Below are 13,124 nucleotides of genomic sequence, written 5' to 3'. Positions count from 1 at the left end.
CGCGGGCGGCTGCGGTACCGTCGGCGGATGACTGTGTTCCCGGTGATCGACGGCCACAACGACCTGCCCTGGGAGCGGCGCGACACCCACGGCTCCGGGGTCGAGGGCATCGACACCGAGGAGGGCTCGCTCCACACCGACGTGCCGAAGCTCCGGGCGGGCGGGGTGGTCGGGCAGTTCTGGTCGGTGTTCGTGCCCTGCTCCGAACCCGACCCCGTCCGGACGACGCTGCAGCAGATCGACCTCGCGCTCCGGATCGTCGAGCGGTACCCGGAGACCTTCGCCCTCGCCCGGACCGCGGCCGAGGTGCGGGCAGCGGTGGCCGACGGACGCATCGCGTCGCTGCTCGGCGCCGAGGGCGGCCACTCGATCGGCGACGACCTCGCCGTCCTCCGGTCGTTCGCACGCCTCGGGGTCCGCTACATGACCCTGACGCACAACGACGACACCCCCTGGGCGGACTCGGCGACGGGCGCGCACCCGCACGGCGGCCTCACCGACCGCGGCCGCGAGGTCGTGGCGGAGATGGAGCGCACGGGCATGCTCGTCGACCTGTCGCACACCGCCCCCGCGACGATGCACGACACGCTCGACGTCGCGACCCGGCCCGTGCTCTTCAGCCACTCGTCCACCCGGGCCGTGTGCGACCACCCGCGGAACGTGCCCGACGACGTCCTCGAGCGGCTGCCGGACAACGGCGGTGTCGTGATGATCACCTTCGTGCCGGCGTTCGTGTCGCGGGCCTACGCCGACTGGGAAGCAGACGGGTCGGTGGGGGAGGCGCCGCTCGTCACCGTGGCGGAGGTCGCGGACCACGTCGAGCACGCCCGCGACGTCGCCGGCATCGCGCACGTGGGGATCGGTGGCGACTACGACGGGACGCCGGTGCTGCCGCCGGACCTGCGGGACGTGTCGCGGTACCCGGTCCTGGCGGACGAGCTGGTCCGGCGGGGGTGGAACGACGACGACCTGCTGGCGTTGGCCGGCGGGAACGTGCTGCGGGTGCTCGAGGCGACGGACGAGGCGTTCGCGCGGACTACGGGGGTGGGCTGAGGCGACGCGACGCGACGCGCCACGGCGCGGCTCGGCCTGCGTCGTGTTCGGCACGTCGCGCGTGTCGCACCACGGGGACGACGTCGAACCGGCCTCGTGACCCGGTTCGACGTCGTTCCCGAGGTTCGATCCGGCGCCCGGCGCCCGGCGCCCGGTGCCCGGTGCCCGGCGCCCGGTGCCCGGTGCCCGGTGCCCGGTGCCCGGCGCCCGGTGCCCGGTGCCCGGCGCCCGGCGGACGCGGTGCTCGGCGCCCGGCGGACGCGGTGCTCCGCGGCACCGTGCCTCGTACCGGCGCGTCACGGACCAGGGCGAACCCGGCTCCGCTCGGTAGGCTCGCACCGCAGGCGCACAGGAGCGCACCGCACGCCGGACCGCCCCTGACGGCGGCGCGGCCCGACCCGGAGGAACGGACCAGATGAGCGGCACCATCCACGACAACATCTCGCAGGCGTTCGGGAACACCCCGCTCGTCCGGCTGAACCGGCTGCCGCGCGAGGGCAGCGCCGAGATCCTCGCGAAGCTCGAGTTCTACAACCCCGGCGCGAGCGTCAAGGACCGCCTGGGCGTCGCGATCATCGACGCGGCCGAGGAGTCCGGCGAGCTGCAGGCCGGCGGCACGATCGTCGAGGGGTCGTCGGGCAACACCGGCATCGCCCTCGCCCTCGTCGGTGCGGCCCGCGGCTACCGGGTGGTCATCACGATGCCCGAGACGATGAGCGTCGAGCGTCGCGCCCTCATCCGCGCCTACGGTGCCGAGGTCGTCCTGACGCCCGGCCCCGAGGGCATGAAGGGTGCCGTGGCGCGCGCCGAGCAGATCGTCGAGGAGACCCCCGGAGCGATCCTGGCGCACCAGTTCGAGACGCCCGCGAACGCCGCCATCCACCGCCGGACCACCGCCGAGGAGATCCTCCGCGACACCGAGGGACACGTCGACGTGTTCATCGCGGGCGTCGGCACGGGCGGCACGATCACGGGTGTCGGTCAGGTCCTCAAGGAACGCGTGCCGGGCGTCCAGGTCATCGCCGTCGAGCCGAAGGACTCGCCGCTGCTGACCGAGGGCAAGGCCGGCCCGCACAAGATCCAGGGCATCGGCGCGAACTTCGTGCCGGAGGTCCTCGACCGCAGCGTCATCGACGAGGTCTTCGACGTCGAGCTCGACGACGCCCTGCGCGTGGCCCGAGACCTCGGGACGCAGGAGGGCATCCTGTCGGGCATCTCCTCCGGCGCGATCATCCACGCCGCGATCGAGGTCGGTGCCCGCCCGGAGAACGCCGGCAAGCGCATCGTCGCGATCGTCTGCGACACCGGTGAGCGTTACCTCTCGACGGTGCTCTTCGAGGGGCTCACTGCGTGACGTCAGCCCGTCGGCGCGGCGTGCTGCGGACCATCCGGGAGGACCTGGCCGCAGCACGCCGCGGTGACCCCGCAGCACGCGGGGACCTCGAGAACGCGGTCGTCTACTCCGGCCTGCACGCGATCTGGACCTACCGGTTGACGCACCGGCTCTGGCTCGCGCGTGGACTGCCGGGGTCGCGCTTCGCCGCCCGGGTCGTCGCGCAGGTCGCCCGGTCGGTCACCGGCATCGAGATCCACCCGGGCGCGCGCATCGGCCGCCGGTTCTTCATCGACCACGGCATGGGGGTCGTCATCGGCGAGACCGCGGTCGTCGGCGACGACGTGGTGCTCTTCCACGGCGTGACGCTCGGCGGCCGGGGCGGTGAGCACGGGCCGGGCGCGCGGCGGCACCCGCGGGTGGGGGACCGGGTGGTGCTCGGTGCCGGATCGTCCCTCATCGGGGCGATCACGGTCGGCGCGGACTCCGTCGTGGGCGCGAACACGGTCGTCACGAAGGACGTGCCGGCGGGGTCGGTGGTGACCGGTGTGGCCGGGACGGCCCGCCCGCGCTCCGGTCACGAGGGCGTGCCCCCGCTCTGACGCGCAGCCCGGTCGCGGCGACACGGGTCGCAGCGACCTCCGGTCGCGGTCCCGGACGGGAGGCACGGCGCGCTCCGTGCGCGCCGGGCCTCGTCCGGTGCGTGGTCGGGTCAGCTCTTCTCGCAGGCGATGCCGTCGGCGTCGCGGTCGAGCTTCTTGTTGGCCGCGTAGAGCTTGTCGTCCTTCTTGACGGTGCCCTTGAGTGCGCGGTACGTCACCTTGCCGGCCGAGGTCACCTTGTTCTTGGTGACGGACTTCTTCGCGATCCCGCCGGAGTACACGCGGTGCACGGCGTCGCAGTTCTTGTAGACAGTGGGGGCTGCCTGTGCGGCCGAGGCGCCGCCGACGACGGCGGTGGCGGCGAGGACGACGCTCGCGGCCGCCATGCTGAGGGTTCGGGTCATCTGCATCCGCTCAGACTAGGGCCACCGCGAGGATCACTCATACCCCCGATCGGGGCCCGACCTCGGGCATGCTGGGGGCATGGACGGAGCAAGCCTGCACGAGGTGGCTGCGCGGACCGCGATGGGTCTGCCAGCGGTCGAGGAGACGCAGCCGTTCGGCGAGGGAGCCGTCGTCTACAAGGTGGTCGGCAAGATGTTCGTCATGACGTCCGAGCTGCGGGGCGTCCCGATCGTCAACCTGAAGTGCGCCCCGCCGCACGGAGCGGCGCTCGTCCGCGACCTGGCCGAGGTGACGCCGGGCTGGCACATGAACAAGCGGCACTGGATCACCCTCGCGCCCGGGGACGGCATCGACGAGACCCTCGTGGAGGACCTCGTCGCGAACGCGTACGACCTCGTGGTCGCCGGGCTGCCGCGCGCGAAGCGACCGATCGACCCCGTCCGCCGCACCCTGCCCGACTGACGGAGCGCTCCCGGCCTGACGCGACGTCTCGACCGACACGACGACCCGACCGACACGACGACCCGCTGGGTCAGCCGCGTGCGAGTGCCTTGTCGAGCAGGACCCGCACCTTCGGCGCCACCGGACGACCCGCGTCGAGGACGGCACGCGCGCGTTCGGCGCTGACCCCGGCGAAGAGCTCGCCGATCGTCACGCCGTGGTCCGGCCGGTCTCGTACCTCGACGCCGTCACCGGCCTGCACCGGCCCGGACCGGACCACGCGGAAGTAGGCGCCGGGACGACCCTCCTCCGTGAAGCGTCGGACCCACTTGTCGACGCGCATCCGGCGGGCGAAGGTACCGCACGGGATCCGCGGGATCGTGACCTCGAGGACGAGGGAGTCGCCGACGTGCCAGCGCTCGCCGGTGACCGCGCCGGTCACGTCGAGCCCCGAGGTCCGCAGGTTCTCACCGAACAGCCCCGGCGGGACGTCGCGGCCCAGTGCGTCGGCGAAGAACGCGGCGTCCTCGTCCGCGTACGCGTAGACCGCCTGGTCCTCGCCGCCGTGGTGCTTCCGGTCGGCCTGCACGTCGGCGTACAGGCCGAGCGGGCGGACCCGGACCGGCCCCTCGACCGGACGCTTGTCGATGGCCGTGACGCCGATCGTCCCGGAGTCGGGCAGGAGCCGCTCGACGCGGCAGACGGCGGTCACCAGGGGCACGGCACCAGCATGCCGTACGGAGGCCAGCGGCAGAAGTCGGGTGCCGCGTGTGACGAAGTGCCGTCCTGCTCCGTCCTGTCGGTGGAGGCCGTCTCCACGGCCCGAGGAGGAACGACCATGACCGACACCCCGAACCCGCGCACCGACCCCCGTCACCGCACCGCGCGGACGCACCTGCTCGCGCAGGCGCGGGTCCGTGCCCTCGCCGCTCGGCCGGTCGGACCGTTCCGGGTGACCTCGGCGCACGGGTTCCGCGCAGGTGCCCGGTGAGCGGGACGTCCACCCGTGCTCAGGAAGACCCCATCCGACCCCGGTAGAAGGATCCCGTGCCCCACCAGTTCCTCACCGACCTCGACGACGCCGTCCTCGCGGGCCGGTCGTCCGACGGCGACGTCCGGGCGTTCGAGGTCCTCATCCGCCGCTACACGCCCCTGCTGCGGGCGTACGCACGCCGCACACTCGGGTCGACCGACGAGCTCGACGACGTCGTGCAGGAGACGTTCATCACGGCCTGGGACCGGCTCGACCGCCTCGAGGACCACGCCAAGGTCAAGTCCTGGCTCATGCGCATCCTCAGCCGGAAGTGCATCGACCGCATCCGGGCCCGTCGATTCCACGACGACGTCACCGAGATCGAGGTCGAGGCGCCGTCGGACGACGCTCCGGAACGGGTCGCCGAGGCACGCTCGCGTGAGGAAGCGGTGGAGACCGCCCTCGCCGAGCTCCCCGAAGCGCAGCGCCGGTGCTGGCTCATGAAGGAGGTGCTCGAGTACTCGTACGACCAGATCGCCGAGGAGCTCGACCTCCCCGTCTCGACCGTCCGCGGGTTGCTGTCCCGAGCCCGGAAGAACATGATCCGTCTCATGGAGGGATGGCGATGACCGATCCCGAGCACGTCCGGCTCGAGTCCCTCGAACCCGACGACCTCGACGGCCACTCGATCGACGAGCTGGCCGACTACCTCGACGCGGGCATGCAGCCCGCGGACCCGACCATCGACGACTCCCCGGCGTGCCAGAACGCGCTCGCCGCCCTCGTCCGGCTCCGGCAGACGTCCCTCGGCTCCCTCGAGGCCGCCGCCGCCGAGGAGGCCCCGGCCGACGAGTCCTGGGTGAGCGGTGTCCTCGCGAACATCTCGCTCGAGGCCCGTGCCGGCCGTGACGTCCCGCTCCGCCCGGCGGCGCCGACCGAACGTCCGGTGATGACCGAGGGCGCCATCCGGTCCCTCGTCCGCAGCGCCGGCGACGGCGTCGGCGACGCACTCATCGCGCGCTGCACGCTCGAGGGCGACGTGACCGAGCTCGGGGCGCCGGTCCGGGTCGTCGTCGAGATCGCGGTGCGCTCCGGGGCGACGATCCGCACGGTCGCCGCCGAGGTGCGCGAGACCGTCGCCCGGGTCCTCGCCGACCAGACCGACCTCGTGGTCGACTCGGTCGACGTCGTCGTCCGTGACCTGCTGCCCCGCACGGACGACACCGACGCCGATGCCCGCCACACCGCCGCCGACGCAGCCCCCGAGGAGGACGCATGAGCCCCGCCGACGACATCCTCGGCGCCGTCGAGGCCGCCGTGCTCGAGGTCCCCGGGGTCGCCGACCTCTACCGCGCCCGGCCCACCCTCGGCAGCACCGTGTCCGCGGTGAAGAGCCTGGCCGCCCGGACGGCACCGAGCCGCGTCGTCCTCGACGGTGACGTGCTCCGGATCGTCATCGGCACCGACCTGTCCCGGCCGGCGCCCGAGACCGCCCACGAGGCACACGTCGCCGCACTCGCCGCGGCCACCGAGCACGGCCTGGCCCTCAGCCGGGTCGACGTCCGCGTCGCCCGGATCGGCTGACCGCTCCCGAGCGTCGACCGGCGGTGGTCACCGTCGGTCCGCCACCTCCAGCACGACCACGATCGCCGCGACGAGGCCCGCGGTCACGACGACCGACACCTCGGGGACGAGGACCGAGGCCGCGATCCCGAGCGCCAGCACGACGACGAGGGCGTTCCGACCGACCGACAGCGACGGACGCAGCGCGAGCGCCCAGATCGCCAGCACGAACAGCGCGACCGGGACGGCGATCGTCGCCGCGACGGTGCCGTGCGACAGGTCCGCGTCGCCCGCGTCGGCGCTCACGGCCACCTCGATGCCGGCGGGCAACGCTCCTGCTGCGGCGAACACGACGTAGTGGCCGTAGCCGAACACGAGTGCCGTCCGGAGGGACCGGATGTGCGCGTGCTGCTCGCGGGAGAAGTAGATCCACCACATGCCGGCGACGATCACGAGGCCCGCGGCGGCGAGCACGAGCAGGGGCCCGAGGTGGTCGGCGTCGGCGATGCCGTCGATGACCGCGCTCGCGGACGCGACGAGTCCCTCGCCGAGGACGATGAGCGTGAACAGCGAGTACCGCTCGGCGATGTGCCGCGTGTGCCACGGGGTGGTCCGCGACCCCTGCTCGGCGAACGGCGGCACGAGCACCTCGAGCAGGATCAGCACGGGGACCACCCACGGGCGCGCGGCCTCTGGAACGGCCAGGGCGAGCACCCAGAGCACCTGGACGACGACGATGCCGACCGCGTACCGGAGCGCGGTCCGGCGGTACTCGGGCGACGACCCCGCGGCGCGGAGCCACTGTGCGACGAGGGCGAGGCGCATGACGACGTACCCGACGACGGCGATCGTGAGGTCGCCCTCGGCCATGAACGGGCGCACCCCGGCGGCGAGGACGAGCACGCCGGCCATCTGGACGAACGTGGTGACGCGGTACAGCCAGTCGTCGGTGTCGAACGAGGTGGCGAACCACGTGAAGTTGATCCACGCCCACCAGATCGCGAAGAACACGAACGCGTAGGCGACGATCGCGGTGCTGACGTGTCCCTCGGCCTCGATCTCGTGCAGGTTCGTCGCGGCGAACCCGACCGCGACGACGAAGACGAGGTCGAACAGCAGCTCGAGCGGGCTCGCGGCGCGGTGCGCCTCGGCGGGGTCGCGCGGCGCCATGCGGCGCAGTCCGGTCGTGGTCACGGAGCATGCCTACCGCACTCCGGGCGCGACCACGAGACGGCCGGGAGATCCGGAAGGATCAGTAGAAGTTGGACGCCTGCGAGTGCCCCCACGCGGCGCACGGGGTGCCGTACGCGTCGGCGATGTACTGCAGACCCCACTTGATCTGGGTGGTGGCGTTGGTCTGCCAGTCCGAGCCGATCGTCGCCATCTTCGAGCCGGGGAGTGCCTGCGGGATGCCGGTCGCCCCGCCGTTGCTGTTCACGGCGCGGTAGTTCCACCCGGACTCCTTGGTCCAGAGGTTGTCGAGGCACTGGAACTGGTCGGAGCCCCAGCCGTACTGCGAGGACGCGAGCGAGCTCGCGGTCGCCTTCGCACCCGCCACCGTGTTGCCCGCGGCGAGCTTGCGTGCCCGCTCGGCGGCTTCGGCGGCGGCCTTCTCGGCTGCTGCCTTCTCCGCGGCGGCCTGCTCGGCCGCGGCACGCTTCGCATCGACGTCGGACTTGTCCTGCGCGGCGCTGGCCTCGGCGACCTGCTGCGTGGCGGCGACGGTGGACGCGATCCGATTCGTCAGCGCGGCGCCGGAGAGCGTGCGGTAGTCGTCGAGTGCGTCGACGCGCTGCTCGAGTTCCGCGGTGTCGGTCTTGTGGTTCGCGTCGGCGAGCACGACCTGCGCGCTCGAGATCGTGGCCTGCGCCTGGGCGCGGTCGAGCGCGGTGCCGTCGAGCGCGGGAGCGGACGTCGGGCTGGCCGTCGGGACGCCGAGCGCCTCGCCGAGTGCGGGCTGCGTCCCGACCAGCACACCGCCGCCGGCGACGGCCAGGACGGCTGCGCCCGCGGCGACGAGGGTCGTCCGGTTGCGGACGGCCCGCCGCACGCGTCGGGAGGGGGAGTCGAGGGCCTCGCGTCGGGTGGAGGCGGTGGTCGTGGGGAGTTCGGTGGTGCGTCGCTTCATCGGTTCCGGTGGTCGGCCGACTCGGGCGCGGACCGTCCCGGGCACGCCGGGGTGGGGGAGGCGTGGAGGTCGGGGACGGTGGGACCGTCGGGTCCGCGAGTCGGGTGAGGCCCGGACGGTGGTGTGGGGCCCGTCCGTCCGCCCTCCGGTGACCGTGGGAGGTCACGCCGTGGCGGAGCCGACACGATGACGCGTCACGCTGGGCAGCGCGTCCAGGAACACTGGCAGAACGGTCCGTCCGCCCGTTGGTAACGGTTCGGTAACGACCGGATCAGGGGTCAGGAGGTGGGAGGTTCCTGGGTGCGCTCGCCCTGCGCGATGCGCTCCAGGACGCCGAGGGCGTTCGCGATCGCGTCGACGTCCGCGTCGGGGAGGTCGTGGATGAGTTCGGCGACGATGCCCGTGCGCTGCGACCGTGCTTCTTCGACCGCTGCGACACCGGCCGGCGTGGCGCTCACCATGAACGCCCGTCCGTCCCGCGGATCGGCCTCGCGCTCGATGAAACCGCGCTGCTCGAGTTCGGTCAGGATCCGCGTCATGGTGGGCTTCGTGACCACCTCGAGGCGGGAGAGGTCGCCCGGTCGCAGGGGCCCTTCGCGCTCGATCGTCGCGAGTGCGGACACGATGCCGTACCCGAGTGAGGCGGAGTCGGTGCGGGCACGTCGGTTGATGCGTCCGACCGCTGCCGCGAGTCGGGCCGCGATGGCGGTCCGGTCGGTCTCGCGAGCGCTCATGGGTGGCCTCCGGGTTCGGCTCTCAGGGGGTCGTCCAGATGCTACCGGGCAGGCTGGGAGCGGCCGGTACGACCGTCCCTGTCCGGACGTACAGGGTTCTCAGTGCTTCTCGCCCGGGAGCTGGTGGATCGCCTCGGTCGCGAGCTCGGCGGCGACGTTGTCGCCGGCCTCGGTCGCCGCCCGGAGCCGCTTGAAGTCCTCGGTCATCCGGTCCCAGTCGACGAGCTCGTCGAGGTTCGGCAGGCGGAGTCGGAACCCGAGTCCGTCCGTGGTGTCGCGGCACACGCGCTGCAGGTCGGCGTTGCCGCACTCGGCGACGTAGAGTCCGAACACGTCGAGGGCGTCGTGGTTCACCGCGGTGACGTCGTGGGCCTCGAACTCGGCGATCGTCGTGTCGAGCGCGGCGAGGATCTCCTTCCGGCTCGCGGACCCGAGCCGGGGGACCGCGAGGCGCACGACGCCGCCGAACAGCACACCGAGGGTCTGCAACGCCTCGACGACCTCGTCCGGCTTGGGCGTGGTCACCCGGGTGTACCGGTTCGGCGCCATCTCGATGAGCCCGGCGCGGGCGAGCTGGCTGAGGGCCTCGCGGATGGGGGTCCGGGAGACACCGAGCCAGGCGATGAGCTCGTCGTCGTTGAGTCGCTCGCCCGGTTCCAGCGTGCCGTCCATGATCGCGTCGTGGATCTTCGCGCGGACGGTGTCGCGGAGCAGCTGGTGCTCGGTGGGTGCGCTGGTGGGGACCGGCATCGGGGGACCCTCCTCGAGGTCTGCTCGTCGTGCGACCGACACTCCGGGTGCGGCCGTACGGATCACCGTACCTGATATACGGTCAGCGGTCGCCGGGCGAACGGGGTACCGGTCCCGCGTCGAGCAGTCGGAGGGTCACCGGGTCCTCCTCGCCCCCGTACCAGCGGTCGAGCGCTGCGCGGAACGGGGCGGGGTCCGGCGCGGCCCGGGCGAAGAGCGTCGACGAGGACCGCGCCTTCACGGCGTCGACGCCGCCGAGCAACACCTCGGCCGACGGCGCCGGAGCCTCCGTCAGGACCGCCACGGCCTCGAGCAGCCGCGGCCCGAGCACCGGGTCCGCCAGGTACCGCGCGGCCTGGTCGAGCCCCGTGATCGCGAAGTGCTGCGCGGTCGGACTGCGGCCGAGTCCGGCGAGTTGCGGGAACACGAACCACATCCAGTGCGTCCGCTTGCGTCCGGCGCGGAGTTCGGCGAGCGCGGTCTCGTGCACCCCCTCCTGCGCGGTGACGAACCGGACGAGGTCGGGGTCGGTCACCGAACCACGTCCCCCCACGCGTAGCGGACGGTCGTCGCGTCCACGACGAGCGCCGAGTCGGGTGCCCGGTCGAACAGCCCCGGCAGCCCGACGGCCGCGGGGAGGTCGCCCGACAGCTGCTCGACGCGCGCCGACCGGATCGTCAGCGGCGGGTGCTGCCGCTGCCAGAACACCGTCTGCGCGAGGTGCCGCGCGTGGATCCCCGCGCGCGTCGTGAGCTCGACCGCGAGCGGCGCCGTCGTGACCGGACCGGCCACGACACGGACCGCGGCGGCGTGGCGGGGGCGGGGCGAGCCTCCAGGCCTGCCCGTCGGCGTCAGCCGCGGCGCCCGCGCGGCGCGGAACGGGTGGAGCGCGCGGTTTGGGTGCCGCACGGACCGGTGCGCGACGGTGTCCCCGCGTCGTCGCGAGCCGGCGTGCGCGAACGTGTACGGGACACCGAGGAGCGCGTGCGCCGCGACGATCGCCGGCACGTTGTCCGTGTCGACCGTCCGGTAGGCGACGCCGTGCCGACCGTGGTCGTCGACCGTCAGGACCTCGATCGTGACCTCGGTCATCGAGCCGAGCCGCCCGGACGGCGGGAAGGGCGGCACCCGCGTCTCGCGGAAGACGTAGGCGGAGAGCCCGACCCAGGCACTGCCGTCCACGACGTCCGGACGGGTCCCGCGCGGGAGCATCCGGCCGAGGACGTCCGGGTCGTGCCGCCAGTGCGCGAAGACGATGTCCTCCCACGCGTGCACCGTCACGGGCCGGTGCAGCAGCGGGACCGCCGCGCGCGCCTCGCTCATCCGCCGTGCCGACCCACGCGGGCCGCCCACCAGACCAGCGGCGCCTGCAGCGGCAGCCGGAGCACGGACACGAGCCGCATCGCCCGGGACGACCGCGGGGAGTCGAGGACGTCCTTCGCCATCTTGACGTTGGCGGGGAAGACGGCGAGGAACAGCGCTCCGGCGGCCCACCCTGCGGCACGTCGGGTCCTGGGCACCGCGAGTCCCGCCGCGATGCCGAGCTCGGCGACGCCGGACAGCAGCGTCGTCAGGCGGGGCGGGAGCGCCTCGGGGACGATCCGGTCGTAGGTTCGCGGGCGGAGGAAGTGGGTGACACCGGCGCCGCCGAGCACGACGGCGAGGGCGGCAGCGGTGCGGTTGGCGCGTCTGGTGCGTTCACGTCGTCGCATGGCCCCATCGTGCTCGTCGCTCCCTCGGAACGCGCAGCGAGGCAGTGCGCAGTGCGCAGTGCTGCGGCGCGCAGCGCGGCGGTGTGCAGCGCGCGGGCGCGCCGCCGTCGCGCCGCGTCAGGCCAGCGCGGTCGCGACCAGGTCGAGGACGGCCGCCGCCACCTCGGCCTTGGAGCCGGAGGCCTCCCGCACGACCTCGCCGCCCGGGGTGAGGACCTCGATCGCGTTCTCCTCGCGCTCGAAGCCCGACGACCACCCGACGTGGTTGACGACCAGGAGGTCCGCCGGCTTCCGCGCGATCTTGGCCCGCCCGAGCTCGATGCGGGCCGCGCGGTCGGGCTCCGTCTCGGCGGCGAACCCGACGATGATCTGCCCCGTCCGCCGGTTCGCCACGAGCTCGGCGAGCACGTCGGGGTTCCGGACGAGCTCGAGCGTGAGGCGGTCGCCCTGCGCGTCCTTCTTGAGCTTCTCGGCGTGCACCTCGGCCGGCCGGTAGTCCGCCACCGCCGCCGTCATCACGACCACGTCCGCGTCGACGGCCGCCGCGCGCACGGCGTCGGCGAGCTCGAGGGCGGACCCGACGGACACCACCTCGACGCCGAGGTCGGCGGTGAGTCCGGCGTCCACGTTCGCCACGACCAGGGTGACAACGGCCCCGCGGCCGGCGGCGTCCGCCGCGAACGCCACACCCTGCCGACCGCTCGACCGGTTGCCGACGAACCTGACGGGGTCCACGGGTTCGCGGGTCCCCCCTGCGGTCACCAGCACGCGCACCCCGCGCAGGTCACCGGCCGGGAGGGACGGTGCGGTCCCGGTGGACAGACCGGCGTCGTCGGGGTGGTCGGCCTGGTCCAGCACCGCCAGCGCGGCCTCGACGATGTCCTCGGGCTCCGACATCCGGCCGATGCCGGCGTCGTCCCCGGTCAGCGCGCCGACGACCGGCCCGACGAAGCGGACGCCGCGGGCGCGGAGGGTCTCGACGTTCGCCCGGGTGGCCGGGTGCTCCCACATCTGCGGGTGCATCGCGGGTGCGACCACGACGGGCGCCTCGGTGGCGAGGAGCGTCGTGCCGAGCAGGTCGCCCGCGAGACCCGCCGCCATCCGGGCCAGGGCGTCCGCGGTCGCCGGGGCGACGACCACGAGGTCGGCGCGGCGGCCGAGCGCGACGTGCCGGACCTCGGCGACGTCGTCCCAGACGCTCGTCGTGACCGGGTTGCGGCTGAGTGCCTCGAGGGTCGGGAGCCCGACGAACCGCAGGGCGCCCTCCGTCGGGACGACGTGGACCTCGTGGCCGCGCTTGACGAGGTCGCGGACGACCCCGACCGCCTTGTACGCGGCGATGCCCCCGGTGATGCCGACGACGACCGTGCGGCTGTGCTCTGCTGCTGCGCTCACACCCGTCACGCTACCGGCGGTGCCCGTGCGAGGAT

General features: G+C 73.6%; 18 protein-coding genes. 8 read left to right on the top strand and 10 right to left on the bottom strand.

Annotated features, from left to right (window positions below; translation table 11 throughout):
* The first annotated feature begins 27 nt into the window (after positions 1-27).
* From ACRQ4C_RS12750 to epsC, 3 genes are all read left to right on the top strand, one after another.
* Positions 28-1,053 carry a dipeptidase gene (locus ACRQ4C_RS12750; protein ID WP_439688875.1) on the top strand — a complete coding sequence of 342 codons (1,026 nt, stop codon included), beginning with the start codon at positions 28-30 and terminating at the stop codon, positions 1,051-1,053.
* 415 nt (positions 1,054-1,468) lie between these two features.
* The gene (cysK, locus tag ACRQ4C_RS12745; protein WP_290131111.1) at positions 1,469-2,407 is read left to right on the top strand and encodes a cysteine synthase A; all 939 of its coding nucleotides are present in this window, start codon (positions 1,469-1,471) and stop codon (positions 2,405-2,407) included.
* Positions 2,404-2,988 carry a serine O-acetyltransferase EpsC gene (epsC, locus tag ACRQ4C_RS12740; protein WP_290131112.1) on the top strand — a complete coding sequence of 195 codons (585 nt, stop codon included), beginning with the start codon at positions 2,404-2,406 and terminating at the stop codon, positions 2,986-2,988. The genes cysK and epsC overlap by 4 nt, the downstream gene beginning before the upstream one ends.
* Positions 2,989-3,098: 110 nt before the next feature.
* Here the strand turns inward: epsC and ACRQ4C_RS12735 are convergent, their stop codons facing one another.
* Positions 3,099-3,398 (bottom strand): excalibur calcium-binding domain-containing protein, encoded by a 300-nt coding sequence (locus ACRQ4C_RS12735; RefSeq protein ID WP_206556241.1) that lies wholly within the window; start codon positions 3,396-3,398, stop codon positions 3,099-3,101.
* A gap of 73 nt (positions 3,399-3,471) precedes the next feature.
* Here ACRQ4C_RS12735 and ACRQ4C_RS12730 point away from each other — a divergent pair, with 73 nt between their 5' ends.
* A complete protein-coding gene (locus ACRQ4C_RS12730; RefSeq protein ID WP_290131114.1) occupies positions 3,472-3,855 on the top strand; it encodes an MmcQ/YjbR family DNA-binding protein in 384 nt (127 codons plus the stop codon).
* Between the two features lie 70 nt (positions 3,856-3,925).
* On the opposite strand, the gene ACRQ4C_RS12725 is transcribed toward ACRQ4C_RS12730, so the two are convergent.
* Positions 3,926-4,555, bottom strand: a complete 630-nt coding sequence (locus ACRQ4C_RS12725) for an MOSC domain-containing protein (RefSeq protein WP_439688874.1) — start codon at positions 4,553-4,555, stop codon at positions 3,926-3,928.
* Positions 4,556-4,672: 117 nt separating this feature from the next.
* Here ACRQ4C_RS12725 and ACRQ4C_RS12720 point away from each other — a divergent pair, with 117 nt between their 5' ends.
* Genes ACRQ4C_RS12720 through ACRQ4C_RS12705 form a run of 4 tightly spaced genes read left to right on the top strand, consistent with a single transcriptional unit; the run spans position 4,673 to position 6,391 of the window.
* Positions 4,673-4,825, top strand: coding sequence for a hypothetical protein (locus ACRQ4C_RS12720; RefSeq protein ID WP_290131116.1), 153 nt, complete (start codon positions 4,673-4,675; stop codon positions 4,823-4,825).
* A gap of 56 nt (positions 4,826-4,881) precedes the next feature.
* A complete protein-coding gene (locus ACRQ4C_RS12715) occupies positions 4,882-5,436 on the top strand; it encodes an RNA polymerase sigma factor (protein WP_439688873.1) in 555 nt (184 codons plus the stop codon).
* Complete coding sequence (locus ACRQ4C_RS12710; protein WP_290131118.1) at positions 5,433-6,086, top strand: hypothetical protein; 654 nt, start codon at positions 5,433-5,435, stop codon at positions 6,084-6,086. Before ACRQ4C_RS12715 ends, ACRQ4C_RS12710 begins: the two co-directional genes overlap by 4 nt.
* Positions 6,083-6,391: a hypothetical protein gene (locus tag ACRQ4C_RS12705; RefSeq protein WP_290131119.1), complete on the top strand. Its 309-nt coding sequence runs from the start codon at positions 6,083-6,085 to the stop codon at positions 6,389-6,391. The genes ACRQ4C_RS12710 and ACRQ4C_RS12705 overlap by 4 nt, the downstream gene beginning before the upstream one ends.
* Positions 6,392-6,418: 27 nt before the next feature.
* On the opposite strand, the gene ACRQ4C_RS12700 is transcribed toward ACRQ4C_RS12705, so the two are convergent.
* From ACRQ4C_RS12700 to coaBC, 8 genes are all read right to left on the bottom strand, one after another.
* Complete coding sequence (locus ACRQ4C_RS12700; protein WP_439688872.1) at positions 6,419-7,564, bottom strand: low temperature requirement protein A; 1,146 nt, start codon at positions 7,562-7,564, stop codon at positions 6,419-6,421.
* 58 nt (positions 7,565-7,622) lie between these two features.
* Positions 7,623-8,498: a phospholipase gene (locus tag ACRQ4C_RS12695; RefSeq protein WP_439688871.1), complete on the bottom strand. Its 876-nt coding sequence runs from the start codon at positions 8,496-8,498 to the stop codon at positions 7,623-7,625.
* Positions 8,499-8,776: 278 nt separating this feature from the next.
* Positions 8,777-9,232: a MarR family winged helix-turn-helix transcriptional regulator gene (locus tag ACRQ4C_RS12690; protein WP_058724303.1), complete on the bottom strand. Its 456-nt coding sequence runs from the start codon at positions 9,230-9,232 to the stop codon at positions 8,777-8,779.
* A 99-nt stretch (positions 9,233-9,331) separates the two neighbouring features.
* Positions 9,332-9,982, bottom strand: coding sequence for a GntR family transcriptional regulator (locus ACRQ4C_RS12685; protein ID WP_290131122.1), 651 nt, complete (start codon positions 9,980-9,982; stop codon positions 9,332-9,334).
* Positions 9,983-10,064: 82 nt separating this feature from the next.
* Entirely contained in the window at positions 10,065-10,517 is a 453-nt protein-coding gene (locus ACRQ4C_RS12680; RefSeq protein ID WP_439688870.1) for a DUF1810 domain-containing protein, read from the bottom strand.
* Positions 10,514-11,305, bottom strand: a complete 792-nt coding sequence (locus ACRQ4C_RS12675; RefSeq protein ID WP_439688869.1) for a YqjF family protein — start codon at positions 11,303-11,305, stop codon at positions 10,514-10,516. Before ACRQ4C_RS12675 ends, ACRQ4C_RS12680 begins: the two co-directional genes overlap by 4 nt.
* Complete coding sequence (locus ACRQ4C_RS12670) at positions 11,302-11,694, bottom strand: DoxX family protein (protein ID WP_439688868.1); 393 nt, start codon at positions 11,692-11,694, stop codon at positions 11,302-11,304. Before ACRQ4C_RS12670 ends, ACRQ4C_RS12675 begins: the two co-directional genes overlap by 4 nt.
* A 117-nt stretch (positions 11,695-11,811) precedes the next feature.
* Complete coding sequence (gene coaBC, locus ACRQ4C_RS12665) at positions 11,812-13,089, bottom strand: bifunctional phosphopantothenoylcysteine decarboxylase/phosphopantothenate--cysteine ligase CoaBC (protein ID WP_439688867.1); 1,278 nt, start codon at positions 13,087-13,089, stop codon at positions 11,812-11,814.
* Between the last annotated feature and the right edge of the window lie 35 nt (positions 13,090-13,124).

This window comes from Curtobacterium sp. SP.BCp, from assembly GCF_051903255.1.
Lineage (GTDB): Bacteria > Actinomycetota > Actinomycetes > Actinomycetales > Microbacteriaceae > Curtobacterium.
Note: the sequence above shows the minus strand (reverse complement) of the source record. Positions and strands in the feature narration are given on the sequence as shown.